Origin of the sequence: Caballeronia sordidicola, from assembly GCF_002220365.1 — a bacterium.
GTDB classification, from domain to species: Bacteria; Pseudomonadota; Gammaproteobacteria; order Burkholderiales; family Burkholderiaceae; genus Caballeronia; species Caballeronia sordidicola_C.
In genome coordinates, this window is the sequence record NZ_MTHB01000209.1 from 1 (window position 1) to 22412 (window position 22412).

The 22412-nt window shown below is 61.2% G+C and carries 16 protein-coding genes; 14 read left to right on the forward strand and 2 right to left on the reverse strand.

Going from position 1 to position 22412, the window contains the following annotated elements; genetic code table 11:
• The first annotated feature begins 341 nt into the window (after positions 1-341).
• From BSU04_RS29740 to BSU04_RS29755, 4 genes are all read left to right on the forward strand, one after another.
• Entirely contained in the window at positions 342-956 is a 615-nt protein-coding gene (locus BSU04_RS29740) for a recombinase family protein (protein WP_144021388.1), read from the forward strand.
• A 1270-nt stretch (positions 957-2226) separates the two neighbouring features.
• Positions 2227-5418, forward strand: a complete 3192-nt coding sequence (locus BSU04_RS29745; RefSeq protein ID WP_089163896.1) for an efflux RND transporter permease subunit — start codon at positions 2227-2229, stop codon at positions 5416-5418.
• A complete protein-coding gene (locus BSU04_RS29750) occupies positions 5408-6607 on the forward strand; it encodes an efflux RND transporter periplasmic adaptor subunit (RefSeq protein WP_089163897.1) in 1200 nt (399 codons plus the stop codon). The genes BSU04_RS29745 and BSU04_RS29750 overlap by 11 nt, the downstream gene beginning before the upstream one ends.
• Before the next feature lie 10 nt (positions 6608-6617).
• On the forward strand, positions 6618-8084 hold the full coding sequence (locus BSU04_RS29755; protein WP_089163898.1) for an efflux transporter outer membrane subunit: 1467 nt from the start codon (positions 6618-6620) through the stop codon (positions 8082-8084).
• Between the two features lie 499 nt (positions 8085-8583).
• Here BSU04_RS29755 and ribA read toward each other — a convergent pair whose 3' ends face one another.
• Positions 8584-9234, reverse strand: coding sequence for a GTP cyclohydrolase II (ribA, locus tag BSU04_RS29765; protein ID WP_089163900.1), 651 nt, complete (start codon positions 9232-9234; stop codon positions 8584-8586).
• Positions 9235-9552: 318 nt separating this feature from the next.
• On the opposite strand from ribA, the gene BSU04_RS29770 reads away from it, so the two are divergent.
• Positions 9553-11211, forward strand: a complete 1659-nt coding sequence (locus BSU04_RS29770; protein WP_089163901.1) for an ABC transporter substrate-binding protein — start codon at positions 9553-9555, stop codon at positions 11209-11211.
• 57 nt (positions 11212-11268) lie between these two features.
• Here BSU04_RS29770 and BSU04_RS29775 read toward each other — a convergent pair whose 3' ends face one another.
• Positions 11269-11964, reverse strand: a complete 696-nt coding sequence (locus BSU04_RS29775; protein WP_089163902.1) for an NADPH-dependent F420 reductase — start codon at positions 11962-11964, stop codon at positions 11269-11271.
• A gap of 316 nt (positions 11965-12280) precedes the next feature.
• Between BSU04_RS29775 and ahpC the strand changes: the two genes are divergently transcribed.
• From ahpC to BSU04_RS29820, 9 genes are all read left to right on the forward strand, one after another.
• A complete protein-coding gene (ahpC, locus tag BSU04_RS29780) occupies positions 12281-12844 on the forward strand; it encodes an alkyl hydroperoxide reductase subunit C (RefSeq protein WP_089163903.1) in 564 nt (187 codons plus the stop codon).
• Between the two features lie 131 nt (positions 12845-12975).
• Entirely contained in the window at positions 12976-14565 is a 1590-nt protein-coding gene (gene ahpF, locus BSU04_RS29785; RefSeq protein WP_089163904.1) for an alkyl hydroperoxide reductase subunit F, read from the forward strand.
• Positions 14566-14820: 255 nt separating this feature from the next.
• Positions 14821-15333 (forward strand): hypothetical protein, encoded by a 513-nt coding sequence (locus BSU04_RS29790; protein WP_089163905.1) that lies wholly within the window; start codon positions 14821-14823, stop codon positions 15331-15333.
• A gap of 355 nt (positions 15334-15688) precedes the next feature.
• A complete protein-coding gene (locus BSU04_RS29795) occupies positions 15689-16765 on the forward strand; it encodes an LLM class flavin-dependent oxidoreductase (RefSeq protein WP_089163906.1) in 1077 nt (358 codons plus the stop codon).
• 14 nt (positions 16766-16779) lie between these two features.
• Positions 16780-17376 carry a cysteine dioxygenase gene (locus BSU04_RS29800; RefSeq protein ID WP_089163907.1) on the forward strand — a complete coding sequence of 199 codons (597 nt, stop codon included), beginning with the start codon at positions 16780-16782 and terminating at the stop codon, positions 17374-17376.
• Positions 17373-18962 (forward strand): rhodanese homology domain-containing protein, encoded by a 1590-nt coding sequence (locus BSU04_RS29805; protein WP_089163908.1) that lies wholly within the window; start codon positions 17373-17375, stop codon positions 18960-18962. The genes BSU04_RS29800 and BSU04_RS29805 overlap by 4 nt, the downstream gene beginning before the upstream one ends.
• Positions 18963-19088: 126 nt before the next feature.
• Positions 19089-20024, forward strand: coding sequence for an ABC transporter substrate-binding protein (locus tag BSU04_RS29810; protein ID WP_089163909.1), 936 nt, complete (start codon positions 19089-19091; stop codon positions 20022-20024).
• 24 nt (positions 20025-20048) lie between these two features.
• Complete coding sequence (locus BSU04_RS29815; protein ID WP_089163910.1) at positions 20049-21275, forward strand: acyl-CoA dehydrogenase family protein; 1227 nt, start codon at positions 20049-20051, stop codon at positions 21273-21275.
• Between the two features lie 12 nt (positions 21276-21287).
• A complete protein-coding gene (locus tag BSU04_RS29820) occupies positions 21288-22406 on the forward strand; it encodes an LLM class flavin-dependent oxidoreductase (RefSeq protein WP_089163911.1) in 1119 nt (372 codons plus the stop codon).
• Positions 22407-22412 lie beyond the last annotated feature (6 nt).

Consider the following 22412-nt stretch of genomic DNA (forward strand, 5'->3'; position numbering starts at 1 on the left):
CGCTTTGCTGTGACGCTTTGCTGTGACGCTTTGCTGTGACGCTTTGCTGTGACGCTTTGCTGTGAGTCTCGCGGACGAGTCACCCCGACGCTCCCCCACCCGCGCGAGGAGTCGTCACCGGGAATTGCGCAACACCCGGCTCGATCCCGCGAAACCGGGTGAGCGGTTTGCCGCACGACGCGAGGCGCTGCAAAGCCGGCTTACTCAAGTCGCGATGCAGTATTGAGGCCGCGCGACGCGCATCCTCCGGCAGTTTGCTAACATGGACCAAGCCGCGGCCGCCGGTAGCGCCTCTGTGGCGCTGCCGGCGGCCCGTGCAAGGCATTATCGGAGCGCGCCTCGTGACCCTCATCGTGTACATCAATACCGCCGGCAATCAGGACGGGCGCGACACCGACCTGTTCCAGATCGACGCGGCCGGCTTCCTGGTCGACATGGGTTGCGTGCTGGTCGATCACTGCAGCCATGCCGTAAACGCAGCGTCGCGCCCGGCCCTCCAGCGAGCCATCCGCCGCATCAAACCCGGCGACACACTGGTGGTCGCGCATCTCGGATACCTGGGAAGCAGCATCAGCGACGCAGTATCGACACTCGCCACGCTTGCGGCCAAAGGGGCGCACGCCATCAGCCTCGACGTAGGCAAAGCCGATCTTTGCGCGAGCGGCGAAGGCTCGCCAATCCGCATGCTCCAGCTTGCCGCCGAACTGGAGCGCGATGCCAAACGCGCCCGCGCGCTCGACGCAGCCGCGATTGCCAAGAAGGACGGCGCGCATCAGGGACGTCCTGCCTCCTTGTCCGACTCACAGCGGCAACAAGCGCTGAGCGCGCTTGCCGCAGGCAGCACCGTGACGGCAATCGCACGCGTGCTCAGCACGTCGCGGCAGACGATCATTCGCCTGCGCGACGCGGCAACGCGCGATTCCGCTGCGATGCAATCACCGCCAATGGAGCACTAAGCCGCAGGAGCGGAAAGGCTTCAAGAAGGCGTCAGCGGTCAAGACTGTCGTCAGGACCACCGTCGAAGCGGCTATTCGAGCGCGGCTCCGGTCGCCTCGGAGCAACGGGCTTTGCCGGAAGGGCATTGGTGCCAGTCGTGAGGCGCGCGAGGATGACGCTACCGCTATACACTTGCATCCATGCCTATAGAACATCCCGCTGACAAGCCACACAAAAGCAGCGCACCATTTGCACGCGAGCCGGTGCCTGATCTGCCTCGAAAACTGTCGACCGGGTCCAGCGGTATCGAACCAGCAGTCGCGACCGGATTTTGCGGGCTGATGCTTGATGCCGGTGCCTGGGCTTTCATGCGTGACAAAAGCGGAGATTTCTTCCCCGCGCTCACGCCCATTTGCATGGTCGCGGGTGCCGTACTTACCGCTGTTAGCGTGGTGTTATTCAGCCTTGTGTGGCTCAAGCACCGGCGCGCTTCGTCTCGCGCTGATCGCCTGCCATGACGAGAGCGCGATCGCCGTAGTTGATCTCGAATCGGCTGAGGTTTTGCGCTCCCTGCCGATCTGGACTTGAAAGTCGAAAGCTGATCTGCGTGACCGGGCGACCAGCGCCCAGTTCCGGACCCTGAACCAAACCGAGTCGCCCTGAATACCTGGTGAATGCCTAACGCTTCACAAGTGAAAGTTGTATTAAGCGACCTGCGCAGTAAACGATGGTAATAAAAAAATCCATGCGCTCGTCGCCCTCACTCCACAAGGCTGCGCAGACGCCGGCCAAAAGCAGCGAACCATTATTAGTTATGGTGCAGGCGCTTATTCGCTGCGTTTAATCCGCTGCCAAAAACGGACCGGACAGCTTCAATCGCCCTTCCGATGGTGCGCGTGGGCGCTGCAGCTTTGTTTTCCTTTGTGTACATTGCCGCATTGTCTGCTTGCATACAAAATTGAGCGAGCTTGGCGATGTCTTGATTTCAAATTACCTTAATAGTGATGATTTCGAAATCGATTCGAAAGAACTCAGCGGTTTCTGCTTGGAGCAGCCGTGTGAGCGCCAGCCGGATCAGATACTCGATGAAGTGAGTGACCAGACCGTCGTCAGCCCAGAACCCAAGAACATGTGGAGCATTTTTCAACAATCCGTCTTGTGTGAGGACGGAAGTGGTCCTACCCGGCGCATTGCGCGGGCCATGCGGACGACTGCGGCCGAACCTCGCCGACTGTTGCCGCTGGCAGCATCAAGGCGCCGTTCAGTTCAACCCCAAGTCTTGGAACTCTCATGCTCGGCCTAGTACGTATCGCTCTCCGACGGCCATACACTTTTGTCGTCCTGGCGATCCTCATTTTGATCATCGGGCCGCTTTCCGCGATCAGAACACCGACCGATATCTTTCCCGATATCCGCATTCCCGTGATCAGTGTCGTATGGCAATACACGGGCTTGCCGCCGGACCAAATGGTCGGACGAATCACGTCGCCGTTCGAGCGCTCGCTGACCACGACCGTCAACGACATCCAGCACATTGAAGCTGAATCGGTAAACGGCTTCGGCATCATCAAGATCTTCTTTCAGCCGGGCGTGAACATCAGTAACGCGAACGCGCAAGTGACCGCCGTTGCACAGACGCAATTGCGTCAATTGCCGCCGGGCACCACGCCGCCGCTGATCCTGAACTACAACGCGTCAACCGTGCCAATCATCCAGCTCGCGCTGTCGGGTAAAGGTCTCTCCGAACAAAACCTGGGTGACCTTGGGCTGAACCAGTTGCGTCCGGCGCTGGTGACTGTGGCCGGTGCGTCGATCCCCTATCCGTTCGGTGGCAAGTCTCGTCAGATACAGATCGACATCAACCCCACGGCCTTGCAAGCGCGCGGCCTGTCGGCACAAGACGTCGCCAATGCACTCGCTGCCCAGAACCTGCTGACGCCGATCGGTACGGAAAAGATCGGCGATCACGAATACACGCTGCAGTTGAACAATGCGCCTTACGCGCTCAAAGCGCTCGGCGACCTGCCGATCAAGGCGGTGAACGGCACTACGGTTTATATCCACGATGTCGCCAATGTCCGCGACGGCAGTCCGCCGCAAACGAATATCGTGCATGTGGACGGCAAGCGTTCGGTACTGATGTCGGTGCTGAAGAACGGCTCGGTGTCCACGCTCGGCATCATCGCCGGCATCAAGCAGCACGTGCTAGACGCCAAGGCTTCGTTGCCCGACGCACTGCAAATTGCGCCGATCGGTGACCAGTCGCTATTCGTGCGCGCGGCCATCAGCGGCGTGGCCCGTGAAGGCGTGATAGCGGCCGCGCTGACCAGCCTCATGATCCTGTTGTTCCTCGGCAGCTGGCGTTCGACCGTCATCATTGCGACCTCGATTCCGCTCGCCATTCTCAGTTCGATCGTGACCTTGTCGGCGCTCGGCGAGACACTCAACATCATGACGCTTGGCGGCCTCGCGCTCGCGGTGGGGATCCTCGTTGATGATGCAACCGTCACCATCGAAAATATCAACTGGCATCTCGAGCAAGGCAAGCAGGTAGAAGAGGCTATCCTCGACGGCGCCGCGCAGATCGTCACGCCGGCGTTCGTGGCGCTGTTATGTATTTGCATTGTGTTCGTGCCGATGTTCTTCCTCGAGGGCGTCGCACGTTTTCTCTTCGTGCCGATGGCCGAAGCCGTGATCTTCGCGATGGTCGCGTCGTTCATCCTGTCGCGAACGCTCGTTCCCACGATGGCGAAGTACCTGCTGCATCCGCACAATCTCGATGAGGATGCGCATGAGAAGAAACGCCCCGGCCCACTTGGACGCTTCCAGCAAGGCTTCGAACGGCGCTTCGAAAAAATTCGCACCGGCTATCACGGCCTGCTCGAACTGGCGCTGAACCATCGCGCGCCGTTCGTCAGTTGCTTCCTCGGTTTCGTCCTGATCTCGTTCGCGCTGGTGCCGCTGCTCGGCCGCAACTTTTTCCCGGACGTGGACGCCGGGCAGATCCTGTTGCACGTGCGCGCGCCGGTCGGCGTGCGGGTCGAGAAGACCGCACAGATTTTCGCGGATGTGGAAGGGTCGATTCGACAGATCATTCCGCCTGCTGAACTCTCCACCATGGTTGACAACATCGGCCTGCCGATCAGCGGTATCAACCTCGCCTATAACAACACCGGGACGATCGGCTCGCAGGACGGCGACATCCAGATCGCGTTGAACGAAGATCATCGTCCGACCGCGGAGTACGTGCGGCAGATGCGCGAGAAGTTGCCGCGTCTTTATCCGGGCGTGACGTTCTCGTTCCCGCCGGCGGACATCATCAGCCAGATCCTGAACTTCGGCTCGCCGGCACCCGTCGACCTGCAGGTGCGCGGCAACAACCTGAGCGCAAACTTCGCTTACGCGAACCGGCTGCTGCGCGAGATCCGCCAGATCCCCGGCGTAGTCGATGCGCGTATCCAGCAAGCGCAGAACTCACCAACCTTCAATGTCGACGTCGACCGGACTCGCGCGCAACTGCTCGGCATCAACGAGCGTGACGTCACGAACAGCCTGGTCGTGAACCTCGCGGGGTCAAGCCAGGTCGCGCCGACTTTCTGGCTGAACAATGCGAACGGCGTGTCGTACCCGATCGTGATGCAGACGCCGCAATACAACCTGGATTCGCTTGCCTCGCTGCAGAACTTGCCGATCACGTCGAGCCTGCAGAGCAGCGGACAGATCCTGGGCGGCCTGGCGAGCGTCGCGCGTACGAACACCAACGCGGTCGTGAGCCAGTACAACATCCAGCCGATGGTCGAGATTTTCGCGACCACGCAGGATCGCGATCTCGGCGCGGTCGCATCCGACATCCAGCGCGTGGTGCAGAGTAACGCCGGCGCGCTGCCCAAGGGTTCGTCGGTCGCGCTGCTCGGCCAGGTTCAGACCATGAACAGCGCGTTCGCCGGGATGTTGTTCGGTCTGCTCGGCGCGGTCGTGCTGATCTACCTGATCGTCGTGGTCAACTTCCAGTCGTGGGCCGATCCGTTCGTGATCGTCACGGCGCTGCCGGCGGCGCTCGCCGGCATCATCTGGATGTTGTTCGCGACTCATACCACGCTGTCCGTGCCCGCGCTGACGGGGGCGATCATGTGCATGGGGGTGGCGACCGCGAACTCCATCCTCGTGGTCAGCTTCTGCCGCGAGCGCTTGAGCGTTCATGGCGACCCGTTCAAGGCTGCGCTCGAAGCCGGCTTCACCCGTTTCCGCCCCGTCCTCATGACCGCTCTCTCGATGATCATCGGCATGGCGCCGATGGCCCTCGCGATGGGCGAAGGCGGCGAACAGAACGCACCGCTTGGCCGCGCCGTGATCGGCGGCCTGATTTTCGCTACCACCGCGTCGCTGCTCCTGGTCCCGGTGATCTTCTGCATCATTCACTCGCGCCCTGGCCGCGCGATTGCCCCGACACCCGCTACGGGAGGTCCTGCTCATGTCGTCTGAACCTGTTGTCAATAACGAACCCGTCACCAACCAACCCGTGCCGCGCCGGCGCCTCGTCATGATCGGCGTGGTGGGTATCGCGATTGCGGTGATCGTGGTCGCCGCGGGCGTCACGCTGCGCGCCGTCGATGCCCGCAACCTCAAGACCTGGACCAACGCGCAGGTCGTCCCGACTGTCAACGTGATCCATCCGGTCAGCGCGGCAAACGGCCCGACGCTCGACCTGCCGTCGCATCTCGAAGCGTATTCGCGTGCGCCGATCTTCGCGCGCGTCAGCGGTTACCTGAAGTCGTGGAATGTAGATATCGGCGCACCGGTCAAAGCCGGGCAACTGCTCGCGGTGATCGAGTCGCCGGAGCTCGACCAGCAGTTGCTGCAGGCTCGTGCGGACCTGGCCAGCGCGCAAGCGAACGCGGCGCTGGCGGGAACGACCGCGAAACGCTGGCAGGCGCTGCTCGGCACCGACTCGGTCGCCCAGCAGGAAGTCGACGAACGCACCGGCGATTACACCGCCAAGAAAGCGGCCGTAGCGGCGGCGCAGGCCAACGTAGATCGTTTGCTCGCCACCAAGGGCTTCGAGCGTATCCTGGCACCGTTTGACGGCGTGGTGACCGCACGCGACACGGATGTCGGCGCGCTCATCAACGCGGGTAGCGGCGGCATCGGACAGGAACTGTTCACCGTCTCCGATGTGAAGCAGTTGCGCGTGTACGTCCAGGTGCCGCAGAGCTACGCTCCCGATGTGCGCAGCGGCACCACGGCGACGCTTTCCGTGCCCGAATATCCGGGGCAGCATTTCGCCGCGCGCGTGATTGCATCGGCGGATTCGGTCAGCGCATCGTCAGGCACGACGCTGGTTCAATTGCTCGTGGATAACGCCGATGGCAAGCTCTTGCCCGGTGGTTTTGCCAGCCTGCAATTCAAGCTGCCGGTGCAGCCAAACGCGGTACGGGTGCCCGCCAGCGCACTGGTATTCGATGCTCGCGGCCTGACGGTCGCCACGCTTGGTGCGAACGGTCAGGTCGTGTTCAAGAAGGTGACGATCAATCGCGATTTTGGCGACTCGGTGGAGATCGGCTCGGGCCTCGTCGCTACCGACCGCGTGATCGATACGCCGCCTGATGGTCTGGTCGACGGCGATCGGGTGCAAGTCGCCAGCGCCGACAAGAAGGTGGCCGCCAATGGCTAGACTGGCAACGATGGTTACGCTGCGGGTTCCCGCGCTGCTTGCCGGCACCCTCGCGCTGGCGGCCTGCTCGCTCGCCCCGGACTACAAGGTGCCGCCAACGCCAGTCGTCGCGCAATATCACACGATCGGGCCGTGGATCAGCGCGCAGCCCGCCGATCAGTTGGATCGCGCCGGCTGGTGGAAGATGTACAACGACGCTCAACTCGATGATCTCGAGCAACGCCTGCTCGCGAACAACACGGATCTTGAGGCGGCATTCGCTCACTACAGGCAGGCGCAGGCGTTCGTGGACCAGGTCTCGGCCGGACTGTTCCCGAAGATCAGTGCGAACGCGGTGCCGCAACGCGACCGGCAGTCGTACAGGCGCCCATTGCGCGTTGGTGGCCCCAACGATTACAACTCCGCCACGCTCGGCGGCGAGATCGATTACGACCTCGACCTGTGGGGGCGCGTGCGTGATTCAGTGGTAGCGGGCAAGGACGAAGCTCAGGCATCGAAGGCCGATCTTGCGTCGGTGCAACTGAGCCTGCAGGTTCAACTCGCCGATAGCTACATCCGCCTGCGCGGTCTCGATCAGCAGACACAGTTGCTGACCGACACCGTCGCGGCATTTGCACGCGCGCTGCAGCTGACGCAAACGCTGCATGGAGGAGGACTTGTTTCCGGGCTCGACGTATCGCGTGCGCAGACGCAGTTGTCATCGGCGAAATCGCAGCTGTCGCAGAACCTGGCCCAACGCGCGTTGATCGAGCACGCGATCGCCGAACTGGTTGGCGCGTCTGCGTCCGAGTTCAGTTTGCCGCAGCAAACCGCCGCGGTTACCTTACCCGTGATTCCGGCCGGCTTGCCCTCTACGCTGTTGCAGCGGCGCCCTGACATTGCCGCGGCCGAACGCCGCGTGGCCGAAGCCAATGCGAAGATCGGTGTAGCGCGAGCGGCATACTTTCCTTCCATCACACTCAGCGCGCAAGCCGGCTTTCAAAGCGCCGCCTATGCGAATTTGATCAGTGCACCGACCTTGTTCTGGGCAATCGGTCCACAGCTCGTGCAATACGTTTTCGATGGCGGCTTGCGCCGCGCACAACTCGATTCGGCGAAAGCGGCGACCGATGAAGCGGGCGCACGTTATCGAGGGGTGGTGCTGTCGGCGTTCCAGCAAATCGAAGACAATCTTTCGCTGCTGCAGGACCTTGGCACGGCGCTCGACCAGCAACGCGATGCCAGCAACTCGGCGCAATATTCCGTGGATCTTGCGTTGCACCGGTATCGGCAAGGCGCGGTCGGTTATCTCGATGTCGTGCAGGCGCAGACCGCCGCGCTCGACGCTCAACGCGGCGTACTCGATGTCCAGACACGTCAGCTGAGCGCGAACGTACAGTTGATCAAGGCGCTGGGCGGCGGCTGGTCAAGCGAAGAGCTGGCGAGCACGGCAGCGGCTCCGGCGCTTGTTGCCACGAGTGAGAAACCGAAAGAATAGTGACACGTCGCCCAGTGCACCAAGCGGGTCCCCAGCTCTGTCGGGTTGGCGGGCGCAGGTCACTGGCGCGCGAGTGACGCTCTGAAGGCTAACCGCCCGATAGACACCGATGGTTGATTGCTCCGAGAAAAAAACGTTACTCTTATTGCTGGATAGCCGGAGTACCGCCGGTAGAGAGCACGGATGCGCCGGGTCTCGCGCGAAAGACAACCTCTGTGACCGCCATGGCGAACTGGCGACAAACGTGCCGTCAATGGAGCGCATTGCGCGCCTGATTCGTGAACTCGATATGGAAGCGGCCACACCGGCCGAGGTCCGCGACACCTTCGGCTACCGCGGGCGGGTGCCCAGCGGCCCGAGTTCTCGCCGCGTTAAGACAAGCGCCACGCCTTTGTCGCGTCGCCCATCAACCACGGTCAGCAGCCGACACGGATCGCGCATTGCAGGTAGAAGCGGGCAACCTGAGATTCAAGGCGCCTAAGGACACCCCACAGGTCAGTTACTCGTTTTCATCGAAGTAGTGACCAAACTTGACCTGCTTCGTCTTGATGTAGCGCTCGTTTTCTTCACGCACGGGAATGGCCAGCGCCACCCGTTCGCAGACCGGGATATCGTGCTTGAGCAACGTGTCGAACTTCGACGGATTGTTGCTCATCAAGCGTACTGAACGCACGTCGAGCGCACGCAGGATAGCCGCGGCCGAATCGTATTCCCGCGCGTCGTCGGGCAGACCGAGGTGCAGGTTGGCGTCGACGGTATCGTACCCCTGCTCTTGCAGCGCATACGCGCGGATCTTGTTCGCCAGCCCGATGCCGCGCCCTTCATGACCGCGCAGATACAGCAAGATACCGCGATTTTCAGCCGCGATATAACGCATGGCGAGGTCCAGTTGCTCGCCGCAATCACAGCGATACGAGCCGAACACATCGCCCGTGACACACTCGGAATGCAACCGGCACAGCACGGATTCGCCATGGCTGACGTCGCCCATGACAAGCGTCAAATGCTCGGCGCCCGTGCTCGTCACGCGATACACATGCGACTCAAACACGCCGTAACGCGTGGGAATCGTGGCCTTCGCCACGAGTTCGACGCATTCTTCGTGGGCTGCTACGGCAGTGGCTGCCGGTGAATCAGAAACGTTTTTCATGTTCTCTTGTACTGCCTAGGAGGGCGTGGGCCGCATGCCGGAATTGAATCGGTAACTTTAGCAAGAAGCCGGAAAAAGCAGGAGCGCCCGGTCCGACATGTTAAAACGCCCGGGAAATATTTGCAGCCCGCAGGCCGCAAGGACAGACGGCCGTCCGATGAACCGGATGAAACCACCCCAAATTCCCACGACTGATTTCTATATATCTAAAGAAGAACGTATCGCTTCGTCAAAAATTCCCCAATTGGTAAAGTACATGACTACTTAGGCGCGCTTGTTCGCCTCCGGGCACCGCCCGTCAACCTTCACCGACCTTACATGCCACATAAAAGCCTGACACCCGGCTCATTCTTCGCTCCAGCCCGCGCGCTGGTCCGTAATGCGGTTTGCACTGCGGCTTGCACACTGGCCGCCCTTGGCGCGCTCGCCGGCACCGCCCACGCGGCGGGCAAAACCCTGGTGTTCTGTTCGGAAGGCAGTCCGGCGGGCTTCGATTCCGCGGAGTACACCACCAGCACGGACTTCGACGCCGGCGCGCACGCAGTCTACGACACCCTGGTCGAATTCGAGCGCGGTTCGCTCAATCTCGTGCCGGGTCTGGCCGAGACATGGGACGAGTCGGCCGATGCCAAGACCTTCACGTTTCATCTCCGGCACGGCGTCAAGTTCCAGACCACGCCCTGGTTCAAGCCCACGCGCGACTTCGACGCAGACGACGTCGTCTTCACGTTCAAACGCATGATCGACCCGGACAATGCGTTCCAGAAAGCGCATCCGGTCAGCTTCCCGTATCTCAGCGACCTCGGTTACGACAAGAACATTGCATCGGTTGAAAAACTCGACGACTACACGGTGCGCTTCACGCTACACACCTCGGACGTGGTGTTCGTGCGCAACATAGCGATGGAGTTTGCCTCCATCGTGTCGGCGCAATACGCCGACCAGTTGCTGAAGGCCGGCAAGACGGAGGATCTGAACCAGAAGCCCGTGGGCACGGGGCCGTTCGTGTTCCGCGAGTATCAGAAAGACGCGATTATCCGCTACGACGCGAATCCGGACTTCTGGAACAAGAAGGACGTGCATATCGCGAAACTGGTGTTCGCCATCACGCCGGATGCGGCCGTGCGCATGCAAAAACTCGCGAGCGGCGAATGCCAGATGACCGCTTTCCCGCGCCCCGCCGACATCCAGACCGCGCGCAGCAATCCGAAACTCGCGGTGCTGTCGGGAGTGGGTTTCAACGTGGCCTATGTCGGCTACAACACCACCCACAAACCGCTCGACAACGTGCTGGTGCGCCGCGCGCTCGACATGGCCGTCGACAAACCGGCCATCTTGAAGAGCGTCTACGAGGGGGCTGCGACCGTCGCCTCGAATCCAATGCCGCCATCGCAATGGTCGTATAACAAGGCGTTGAAAGATGCCCCCTATGATCCCGCGAAGGCTCGTGATCTGCTGAAGCAGGCGGGATTTCCGAACGGCTTTTCGATCACGTTATGGGCAATGCCCGTGCAGCGCGGCTATAACCCCAACGCACGCCTGATGGCGCAATTGATTCAATCGGATTGGGCGAAGATTGGCGTTAAAGCGAATATCGTGACCTACGAATGGGCCGAATATAACAAGCGCGCGAAAGAAGGCGGCGAGCACGACGCCATCCTTTACGGCTGGATGGGCGACAACGGCGACCCTGACAACTGGCTCGGCACGACCCTCGGCTGCGACGCGGTGCATGGCAGCAACATGGCGAAGTGGTGCAACAAGCAGTTCGACGATCTGCTCGGGAAAGCACGGCTGATCACCGACCAGCCGACCCGCGCCAAACTGTATGAGCAGGCGCAGGTGGTATTCAAGGATCAGGTTCCGTACACGCCGATCGCCCATGCGAACGCGTTTCAGCTGATGACGAAGGACGTCAAGGGCTACGAGATCAGCCCGCTCGGCGGTCACCGTTTCGACGGCATCTCGCTCGACTGACAACGCCGGCTTCAACCATCCGGCGACAGGCTTTGAAAGGCCCGTCGCCGCTTGGCTTCATGCGGGGTGATCGAAGCTGCCGGGACTCTTGTCCGTCGCGCTCCATTGCGGCTTGCGAGCCTCCTCCGCCTTCTGCAAACCGGCCTTCAGGCCGTCTCTATCGAAATCCTTCGTGTAGACCGGCGTGCCCGGCTGCTGACGCCAGGACTCGTCAATACTCCCGTTGTCCACTGGGTCGAAGCCCATTTCGTTGACCAGCTGCATCACTACGGCTTTGGCGTCGGCGTTATCGCCCGAAACCGGCAGCGCCACGCGTCCCTGCGTGCCCTCAGGCTTGCCGAGATCGCGCAAATGGGCCGCGTAGATGTTGTTGAATGCCTTGATGACCGGGCGCCCGATCTGCTGCGCGACCCAAGCGCTTTCCATCATGCCGGACTCGATCCCGTCGATACGGCCATCGCGCTCGCGCGGATAGTAATTTCCGGTATCGATCACGACGGTGGTTTCCGGCACGTCGTCAAACAAGCCGGCTGGCAGATTCAGGACTTTCTTTTCGGGAATCGTGACCACGATCACGGCGGCGCCGCGTACCACGTCGGCGAGTTCGGCCGGCTTCGCCCCGGTTTCGCCGGCGACTTCGGCTAGCGTATCCGGCCCCCGCGAGTTGCCGATCAGGACCTCGTGCCCATGCTCGACCCAGCGCAGCGCCAGTACACGGCCAATATTACCCGCGCCAATGATGCCGATTTTCATACACCCTCCTGTTGATTCCGTTAGCTCAAGCGGGATGTGCGCAACGCCCATGCCCGTCGTGCTTGTTGACCTTGCCGGCGACCCCGGTACTGGCAGCGGGTCCCAGGTACGATAAAATGCGGCCCCGTTAATGCGGCGGCCTTGCGGCGGCCTTACGGTGCCCTATTCCGGTCGCCTGCTGCCGTTCCATCCCGCCTCGTTAACCCTGATAGCCTCACCACATCGACCCCATTAAATCATTCGATTTTCCATATTGGGTATCGCCCTTCATACTTCATTCACTTCTCCTTAACCACTTAACACAAGGACATACGCAATGCCGATCATCAACAGCCAGGTCAAACCGTTCAAAGCCAACGCTTACCACAACGGCGACTTCACCACCGTGACCGAAGAAAGCCTGAAGGGCAAATGGTCCGTCCTGGTGTTCTACCCGGCTGACTTCACGTTTGTCTGCCCGACGGAACTCGGCGATCTGGCCGACCGTTACGCAGAATTCAAGAAGCTGGGCGTGGAAATCTACAGCGTGTCGACCGACACCCACTTCACGCACAAGGCATGGCACGACACGTCGGACACGATCGCCAAGATCAAGTATCCGATGATTGCCGATCCGACGCTGGTGATCTCGCGCGCCTTCGACGTATTGATCGAAGAAGAAGGCCTGGCGCTGCGCGGCACGTTCGTGATCAATCCGGAAGGCGAGATCAAGCTGTGCGAAGTTCACGACAACGGCATCGGCCGTGACGCTGGCGAACTGCTGCGCAAGGTGCAGGCAGCGCAATACGTTGCAGCACACCCGGGTGAAGTGTGCCCCGCGAAGTGGACGCCGGGCGCTGAAACGCTGACGCCGTCGCTCGACCTCATCGGCAAGATCTAAGCTTTACATCCTCACCGCTGTAAATCCTCGTTGTAAAGCGCTGTACAGTCCGGGCCGTCCGCGGCCCGGATGACGCTCGCCTCGCATTCCTTGCCTTGATAAAACCCCCTCGCCACGGACTTCAAATCGCCATGCTGGAAGCCAACCTCAAGACTCAGTTGAAAGCGTATCTGGAAAAGGTCAGCCGGCCGATCGAGATCGTCGCTTCACTCGACGACTCTCCGAAATCCGTCGAGCTGCAAGGCCTGCTGCATGAAATCGCCACGCTGTCGGACCGCATTGCGGTGATCGAGAAGCGCGACGATACGCAACGCAAGCCCTCGTTTTCCATCGGCGAACCGGGCAAACCCACGGGTATCCGTTTCGCGGGCATTCCGATGGGCCATGAATTCACGTCGCTGGTCCTGGCGCTGCTCCAGACCGGCGGTCATCCGGTCAAACTCGACGACGCGGTGATCGAACAGATCCGCGCGCTCGACGGCGACTACGAATTTGAAACGTACATCTCGCTGTCGTGCCAGAACTGCCCGGAAGTCGTGCAGGCGCTGAACGTGATGGCGCTGATCAATCCGCGTATCCGCCAGGTCACCATCGACGGCGCATTGTTCCAGGACGAAGTCGAGCAGCGCCAGATCATGGCCGTGCCGACCGTCTACATGAACGGTGAAGTGTTCGGTCAAGGCCGCACGGGCGTGAAGGAAATACTCGCGAAGCTCGATAGCAACGCCGGCGCCCGCGCCGCGAAAGAGCTCGAAAAGAAAGGCGTATTCGATGTGCTGATCGTCGGCGGCGGACCCGCCGGCGCGGCGGCCGCCATCTACTCGGCGCGCAAGGGCATCTCGACCGGCGTGGCGGCGGAACGCTTTGGCGGACAGGTGCTGGATACGCTCGCCATCGAAAACTTCGTCTCGGTGAAAGAGACCGAAGGACCGCAGTTCGCCACTGCGCTCGAACAGCACGTGAAGAGCTATGACGTCGACATCATGGACGTACAGCGTGCCGAAGCGCTCGTGCCGGGCAAGATTCATGAAGTGCGTCTCGCCAACGGCGCGGTGCTGAAAGCGAAGACGATCGTGCTTGCCACGGGTGCTCGCTGGCGCGAAATCAACGTGCCTGGTGAGAAGCAATATCGCAATCATGGCGTGGCGTATTGCCCGCATTGCGATGGCCCGCTGTTCAAGGGCAAGCGTGTTGCGGTAATTGGCGGCGGCAATTCCGGCGTTGAAGCGGCAATCGATCTGGCCGGACTGGTCAGCGCGGTGACGTTGCTGGAATTCGGTTCGGAGTTGCGTGCCGATGCCGTGCTGCAACGCAAGCTGCGCAGCCTCAAGAACGTGACCATCATCACGCAAGCGCAGACCACGGAAGTCACCGGCGACGACAAGAAGGTCAACGGTCTTTCGTACAAGGACCTGAGTTCGGGCGAAGCGAAGCACATCGAGCTCGAAGGCGTGTTCGTGCAGATCGGGCTCGTGCCGAACACGGAATGGCTCAAGGGCACGGTCGAGTTGTCGCGTCACGGCGAGATCGTGGTCGATGCACGGGGCGCGACGTCGGTGCCCGGTGTGTTCGCGGCCGGCGATGTCACCACCGTGCCGTTCAAGCAGATCGTGATCGCCGTTGGCGAGGGCGCCAAAGCGTCGCTCAGCGCGTTCGATTACCTGATCCGGAATTCGGAGACGGAAACGGTTGCGGCGGGAGTTGAGGAAGCGGTAGCCTGAAGCCGGCGAGGAGCGGCTCAGCTTACGAATAGCCGCTGGAAGCTTCGATTGAATCGTAGTATCAAACGCCCGATAATCACCTATCATGTTGATTACCGGGCGTTTTTTGCTTTATTGCCAGCTTTCATCGTGTAAAAAATACCTTTAATTATGCGGTCCGTAAAAACCCTAAAGAATTCCCGCGAGCTGCCGTAGATACCGAGGGTGAGACCCAGTTCTCACGTCGAGTGCGCACATGCGGCCATCGGAAATGGCATGTTCCGATGCACAAATAACCTCAAGGTCGACGGTATGGGAATTCTCGGAAACACCTTCAGCACGCTCTTTCGCAGCCACGGGCGGTCACACCCCGGCATGGCGCAAAAGCTCGAACGCGCGCTTCGCCGGGAAGGCGATTTGAAACGTGAACTGACGCAGTTGCAGCTTAGGACGTCGGCGAGCGGGCCTGATCTCGACGTCCAGATGGACCTGATGAAATTCGACGTCGCGCAGGAAAAAGCCGCGGTCGCGAGTTTGACAGCGGCGTTGCTCAGCGCGCAGGAAGACCTGGAACTCGAGAAGGCGAACCGGTCGGCTGCAGTTCATCTCTTGAAGAAACATGGCGTGATCGATGGTGTGGCTTATGCGAGTTTTACGCGCGAGCAACGCGTGGAGTTGATCGCCGTGGCAATGGATGAAGTCGCCGGGAAAGAGACGACTAGCCGGTGGCGGGCGCGCTCGCCGGCAAGTGCGAAGTCGGGGTCGTCGGGTCGGGGTAAGGGATCGTAATGGGTCGTAATGGGTAGCAATGGGTAGTAAGGGCTGTGTGGCTGTGGGCTTCAAGATGGCAGCGATTCACTAAGCGCGCTCCGCGCCTACATCCAATCCCAAGCCAAATTTTCTCAGCGTGACGGTTGGCTCGGTCGAGCGTGCTGCGTGCTGTCGCGGTCCGCTCCTGTTTCCGCACATCATGGTAAGAGCCTCCCAATCTCCCGCCCCCATTCACCCCCACCCCATATCTTTAGCTCGTTTTGATATTTAAGATCTGCGTCAGCCGATGTTAGCCTTTAGAGCTATCGGCAGCGTCCTGAGGCGTCTTTTCACGCACTGCCTAACAGTGTGAATCAAACGAGGAGCGTCTTTCGTGAGCGTCGAATTCATCGGCATGATCCAGCAGCAAAAAGTGTCGGAGACGCATCTGGCGCGCGGCCCGGCAATCGATATCGACTACCTCCGCGACTTCGCCCAGGCGCACGAAAAAGCCGGCTTCGACCGCGTTCTCGTGCCCTATCAGTCGACCAGCCCCGACGCCATGCTGACCGTCGCCTATGCGGCCGGCGTCACGCAGCGCATCCACTTCATGCTCGCGCATCGCCCGGGCTTCGTCGCGCCGACCCTGGCCGCACGCCAGCTCGCCACGCTCGATCAGCTAAGCGGCGGACGCCTTGCGGTTCACTTCATCTCGGGCGGAAGCGACGTCGAGCAACGCCGCGATGGCGACTTTCTCTCGCACGACGAACGCTACGCCCGCACCGACGAATATCTGCAGATCCTGCGACGCGTGTGGACCGAATCCGAACCCTTCGATCACGAGGGCCGCTATTACCGCTTCGAAAAAGCTTTCTCCGAAGTAAAGCCCAAGCAAGCCCCGTATGTACCGATCTATTTCGGCGGTGCATCGGCACCGGCTATCGAGGTCGCGGGCAAGCACGCAGACGTCTACGCGCTGTGGGGCGAATCAAAGGAACAGGTACACGAACAGGTCACCCGCGTTCGCGCCGAAGCAGCAAAACATGGGCGCAACGTACGCTTCTCAGTGTCGTTCCGGCCGATTCTTGCGCCAACGGAAAAAGCCGCGTGGGAACGTGCTGAACATATACTTGCTGAAACGCAGCGGCTGCGTGCGCAACAGGGTCTCGGTGAAGCAACGCCCCAGCAAAGCGAAGGCGCACGCCGCCTGCTCGCCGCAGCGGGCGACGGTGTACGTGCCGATGATCGGCTGTGGACTGGCGTGGCGAAGGAGATTGGCGGCCGGTCGAATTCAACGGCACTTGTTGGGACCCCAGGTCAAGTGGCGCAAACGCTGGCCGAATATCACGCGCTCGGCGTCACCACGTTCCTGATTCGCGGATTCGATCCGCTGGAAGATGCGCTCGATTATGGCCGCGAACTGATCCCTGCCACGCGTGAACTGACCTCGCAAATAGCCCACGCGGCGTGACGCTACAATAAGCGATGAGCCATGTAAAACTGCGCGGATTTATAAGCGAGATTGCGCAACTCGTCGATAAAAATTTACCTGAAGCACGCCTGCTTGAACAAGGTGCGGTTTCGCTAAGCAAGCTGATAGCCGAAGACGACTGGCTGCCCGATGCCTACGCCCAACCATCGCCGGATCGCTATCAACAATTCCTGCTTTACGCCGATGCCCGTCAACGCTTCTCGGTCGTCAGCTTCGTGTGGGGACCAGGGCAACAAACGCCCGTTCACGATCACACGGTGTGGGGTCTGGTCGGCGTATTGCGCGGCGCGGAAGTCGCACGATCGTATGCACGCAATGGCCACGGAGCGCTCGTCACATCGGGCGAAGACCAGTTGCTCGAACGGGGTGCAGTAGCCGCGGTGTCGCCGTCCATCGGCGATATCCATCGCGTAAGCAACGCATTCGACGACCGAGTCTCCATCAGCATTCATGTGTACGGTGCGAACATCGGCGGCGTCTCGCGGCACGTCTATCCCCTTGACGGTCCGCCGAAGCCATTCGTCTCCGGCTACACGAACGACACGCTCCCCAACCTCTGGAACCTCTCGAAGGAACGACTCGACTCATGAGCGCCATCCCCCAGCGCAGCTTCAATGACGTGCGCGACGCCCTGCTTTCAAAGCGCGAAATCGCATTCCTCGATGTCCGCGAAGAAGATCCGCACGCGCAGCGTCACCCCTTGTTTGCAGCGAACCTGTCTTTGTCCAAAATCGAACTTGAAGCCTTTACGAAACTGCCGCGCAAGAGCGTGCCGATCGTTTTGCTCGATGACGGCGAAGGTCTCGCGAAACGGGCCGCGCGACGGTTCGAAGAACTCGGCTATACCGATGTTGCTCTGTTCGAAGGGGGTCTGAAAGGCTGGGAGCGCGCAGGCGGTGAAGTATTCCGCGATGTCAACGTCCCAAGCAAGGCATTCGGCGAATTCGTGGAAGCGAAGCGGCATACGCCGGCGTTATCGGCTGAAGCAGTCGATGCTCTGCTGAAAAGCGGCGAGGACGTAGTCGTGCTGGACGCGCGCCGCTACGACGAATATCAGACAATGAACATCCCGGGCAGCATCAGCGTACCGGGCGCCGAACTCGTGTTGCGTGCCCGTGCGCTCGCGCCTGATCCCAAGACACGCGTGATCGTGAATTGCGCGGGGCGTACGCGCAGCATCATCGGCACGCAGTCGCTGGTAAATGCCGGCCTTCCGAATCCAGTGGCCGCGTTGCGCAACGGCACGATCGGCTGGTTGCTTGCGGGCCAGTCGCTCGCCCATGGCAGCGCGCGGCAGTTCGCCACCGACGACGGCCGCTCCGACGCCGCTTCGCGTGAATCAGCCCGCGCCGTAGCCGATCGCGCAGGCGTGAAACGCACGACGCTCGCTGAGGCGAAGCGCTGGGCGGACGACGCGGAGCACACGACCTATCGCTTCGATGTCCGCACGCCGGCCGAATACGAACACGCGCATGCAGCAGGTTTTCAAGGCGCGCCGGGCGGCCAGCTCGTGCAGGAAACGGAGATGTTCGCGCCGGTCCGAGGCGCTCGGGTAGTCCTCTTCGACGACGACGGCGTGCGCGCCAACATGTCGGCGTCATGGCTCGCGCAGATGAACATCGACGTGTATGTAATCGATGATGCAACGAGCGCCGATCTAGCCGAACAAGGCCCGTGGCGCGTCGCGAAACCACTGCCAGCAGCCACACCCACGATCAGCGCAAACGAACTCGCCGCCCTGCTCGACGATCCCGCGAGCCAGACTGTCGTGCTCGACTTCACGGCGAGCGCCAACCATGTGAAGGGGCACATTCCCGGAGCATGGTGGACCGTGCGCTCGCGGCTTGCGCTCGACCTGCCCGCGTTGCCGGATGCGAAGCAATACGTGGTCACGTGCGGATCGAGCGCGCTTGCCGCATTCGCCGCACCTGAAGTGGCGGCGCTTACATCGAAGCCGGTGCTGTTGCTCGAAGGCGGTACGACTGCATGGACCACGGCAGGCCTGCCGCTCGCCAAGGGTGAGTCGCATCTGGCGTCGCCGAGAATAGACCGGTATCGGCGTCCATATGAAGGCACTGACGCACCGCACGAAGCAATGAACGCGTACCTTGAATGGGAGTACGGCCTCGTCGCGCAACTCGAACGTGACGGCACGCATGGATTCTTCGTGATCTGAAACATCTGATGTGACGCGGCCCCGTGCGCGTCATTCCAACTCCGGCGATTAGCAAAGCAGAACAAGGCGTTTGTCTAATGCCGCGGCGAATCGTATCGTGAATGCTTTTTCCTGCATGGACGATTCATGAAACGACGCAGTCTCCTGTTGATCGCCGCGCTGACTGCATTCACTGCGCTGCGTCCTCTTGCTTCAATAGCCGAACCTGTTCTGAAAGTCGGCGACCAGCAATTGCAGACACGCGGCATTCTCGAAGCATCCGGGCAGTTGAAAGACGTGCCGTACAAAATCGAGTGGTTCAACTTTCCCGCCGCTCAACCGCTCGGTGAGGCCTTGAACGCAGGTGCCATCGATATAGGCGGTCTCGGCGATGCGCCGCTGATCTTCGCCTACGCCGCCGGTGCGCGTGTACGCGCGGTGGCGGCAACGCGCTCCCAACCGGTAGACCTCGCGATCCTCGTGCCGGCCGGATCCCCCATCAAAAACGCAGCCGATCTGAAAGGCAAACGCATTGCGACCACACGCGGTTCGATCGGCCATTTTCTGGTCATCGCGACGCTGGAACGTGCGGGCATCAAGCTCTCCGACGTGACGCTGGAGTTCATGCAACCCGCCGATGCCAAGTCAGCGCTGGAGGCTGGCAACGTCGATGCGTGGTCTACATGGGACCCGTATGTCGCGCTCGGGGAATTGCGCGATAACAACCGCAGCGTGGCGAATGGTGTGGGGCTTTCATCGGGCCTCAGCTTTCAGGCAGCCACCGACGAATCGATCAAGACCAAACGCGCGCAAATCGATGACTTCGTGCGTCGCGTAGCGGCCGGTCAACAATGGGCGTTGTCGCATCCCGACGAGGTCGCGGCCATCCAGTCTCGTGTCACGCACCTGCCCGCCGACGTGCTGAAGGTCGTCTATCAGCGGGCGCAGTTGAAACCGATCGCAATCGACCGCAAGGTGATCGCCGAGCAGCAACGCACCGCCGATCTCTACGTTCGCGCGGGCGTGATCAAGACAACGCTCGACGTGACACCGAGTTTCGACGCTCAATTCACGACGCACTAGTAATTTTCATCAACGGACCATCCGATGACCGTACGGCATCCTTCCACTGCCTTGCAGGACCCTGTTGCGCTCGACGCCCTCGCCGATCTCGACAGCGCCGCAGCCGATCAATGGCTTGCGTCGCTCACTCAGGACTTTGCTGCGAGCGCCGGCGCGCTGGATCGTGATGCACTCTTTCCGCACGACAACCTCGCGCGGTTGCGCAGCGCCGGCTTGCTGGCGCTGACGGTGCCACAAGCACTTGGCGGCCGCCAGGCCACGCTCCCGCAAGTGCTCAAAGTGATACGCGCGGTGGCGCGCGGCGAGCCGTCGACGGCGCTGATCCTTGTGATGCAATGTCTCTATCATCTGCGTCTCCAGGCCAATCCGAACTGGCCGCAAGCATTGAAGGAGCACGTGGCGCGCGATGCGGTGGAACACGGTGCGCTCATCAACTCCCTGCGCGTGGAGCCCGAGCTGGGCTCGCCCTCGCGCGGCGGTCTACCCGGCACGATCGGTCGTCTGACCGATAGCGGCGACGCGTGGATTCTCAACGGCAGCAAGATCTATTCGACGGGCAGTCCGGGCCTGACATGGTTCGCTGTCTGGGGCCGCACCGACGAAAGCTCGCCCCGTGTGGGGACGTTCCTTGTGCATCGTGATACACCGGGGATCAAGTTCGGTGAGCCATGGAACCACCTCGGCATGCGCGCAACCGGCAGTCACGAAGTGATCTTCGATAACGTGCCTGTTCCCGCTGCCCATGCAGTCGACTTTAATTCTCCCGAGATCGCCGCAAGCGGCATGGACCCGCTGACTACGCTGTGGATGAACGTACTGCTTTCGTCGATCTACGACGCTGTCGCCCGCTCTGCGCGCGACTGGTTTGCGTCCTGGGCAGCGGATCGCAAACCCGCCAACCTGGGTGCGCCGCTATCGAGCCTCGCCAGTTTCCAGCAGACGCTTGGCCGTATCGACGCATTGTTGCTCAACAATCGCGTGCTGCTGGACGCTGGTTCGAAGGGCGACATTCCACTGCATGAAGCACCCGCCATTAAATACCTCGTGACGCAGAACGCCATCGCCGCCGTTGAACTCGCGGTCGAGGCAAGCGGCAATCCGGGGCTGAGCCGCAACAATGCGCTGGAGCGCCACCATCGCGACGTGCTGTGCTCACGCATTCATACGCCGCAAAACGACGCGCTGCTCGGCGCATTCGGACGCGCCGCCTTCGCGGGATTGGCCGCGCACCAAGCCAACTCTTCTAATTAAGGGAGCACCACCATGAGCGTTGAATTCATCGGCTATGTGAGCCATCAGGAATCAAGCGAAATCCACTTGCCGCAGGGACCGGCAGTCAATCCGCCGTATATTGCGGCAGTCGCGCAAGCGCATGAATACGGTGGTTTCGATCGCGTGTTGATCGCTCATTCAAGCGCGTCGCCGGACGGCTTCCAGATCGCGTCGTTCGTCGCGCAACAGACGAAGCGTTTGGGCATCCTGCTTGCGCATCGGCCGGGCTTTGTCGCGCCGACGCTCGCCGCCCGTCAACTCGCCACGCTCGATCACTTCAGCGCGGGCCGCACCGCCGTGCACATCATCTCCGGCGGCGACGATACCGAGCAGCAACGCGATGGCGACTTCCTCGATCACGACGAGCGCTATAAGCGCACCGACGAATATCTCGATGTCGTGAAGCGTTCATGGACCAGCGAAACGCCGTTCGATCATGAGGGCGCGTTCTATCGGGTGAAGGGTCACCGGTCACTAGTCAGACCGGTGCAAAAGCCGCATCTGCCGGTGTATTTCGGTGGTTCATCGGAAGCAGCAATCCAGGTCGCGGGCAAGCACGCCGACGTCTTTGCGCTGTGGGGCGAGTCGCTGGCCCAGGTCGCCGAGACCATCGCGCGGGTGCGCGCGGCTGCGAAACCGTATGGTCGTGAGAACGCAATCCGCTTCAGCCTTTCGCTGCGCCCAATCATCGCTTCGACCGAAGATGCCGCATGGGCACGCGCGGAGTCGATCCTCGCACGCGCGACCGACGTAGTGAAAAGCAATCCTAACTTCACGCGGCGACCTAGCGAACCCAAGAACGTTGGCGCACAACGCCTGCTGGCCGAAGCGGCGAAGGGAACCGTGGTGGACAAGCGTCTATGGACCGGCATCACCGCGCTGACGAAAGCGGCAGGCAACTCCACGTCGCTGGTCGGCACGCCCGACCAGGTGACAGAAGCGTTGATCGAGTATTACCGTCTCGGCATCTCGACGTTCCTGATTCGAGGTTTCGATCCGCTGGTAGACGCGCTGGGTTATGGGCGCGACCTGTTGCCGCTGGTACACGCGGCAGTTGCACAAGAGGACAGCAAAGCGAATTCAAAGGAACTCGACGCCGTTCAGGCCTGAACGAAA

Coding starts and splice junctions, on each gene's coding strand:
- BSU04_RS29745 (WP_089163896.1), top strand. CDS start 2,227: ATGCTCGGCCTAGTACGTATCGCTCTCCGACGGCCATACACTTTTGTC.
- BSU04_RS29750 (WP_089163897.1), top strand. CDS start 5,408: ATGTCGTCTGAACCTGTTGTCAATAACGAACCCGTCACCAACCAACCC.
- BSU04_RS29755 (WP_089163898.1), top strand. CDS start 6,618: ATGGTTACGCTGCGGGTTCCCGCGCTGCTTGCCGGCACCCTCGCGCTG.
- ribA (WP_089163900.1), bottom strand. CDS start 9,234: ATGAAAAACGTTTCTGATTCACCGGCAGCCACTGCCGTAGCAGCCCAC.
- BSU04_RS29770 (WP_089163901.1), top strand. CDS start 9,553: ATGCCACATAAAAGCCTGACACCCGGCTCATTCTTCGCTCCAGCCCGC.
- BSU04_RS29775 (WP_089163902.1), bottom strand. CDS start 11,964: ATGAAAATCGGCATCATTGGCGCGGGTAATATTGGCCGTGTACTGGCG.
- ahpC (WP_089163903.1), top strand. CDS start 12,281: ATGCCGATCATCAACAGCCAGGTCAAACCGTTCAAAGCCAACGCTTAC.
- ahpF (WP_089163904.1), top strand. CDS start 12,976: ATGCTGGAAGCCAACCTCAAGACTCAGTTGAAAGCGTATCTGGAAAAG.
- BSU04_RS29790 (WP_089163905.1), top strand. CDS start 14,821: ATGTTCCGATGCACAAATAACCTCAAGGTCGACGGTATGGGAATTCTC.
- BSU04_RS29800 (WP_089163907.1), top strand. CDS start 16,780: ATGAGCCATGTAAAACTGCGCGGATTTATAAGCGAGATTGCGCAACTC.
- BSU04_RS29805 (WP_089163908.1), top strand. CDS start 17,373: ATGAGCGCCATCCCCCAGCGCAGCTTCAATGACGTGCGCGACGCCCTG.
- BSU04_RS29810 (WP_089163909.1), top strand. CDS start 19,089: ATGAAACGACGCAGTCTCCTGTTGATCGCCGCGCTGACTGCATTCACT.
- BSU04_RS29815 (WP_089163910.1), top strand. CDS start 20,049: ATGACCGTACGGCATCCTTCCACTGCCTTGCAGGACCCTGTTGCGCTC.
- BSU04_RS29820 (WP_089163911.1), top strand. CDS start 21,288: ATGAGCGTTGAATTCATCGGCTATGTGAGCCATCAGGAATCAAGCGAA.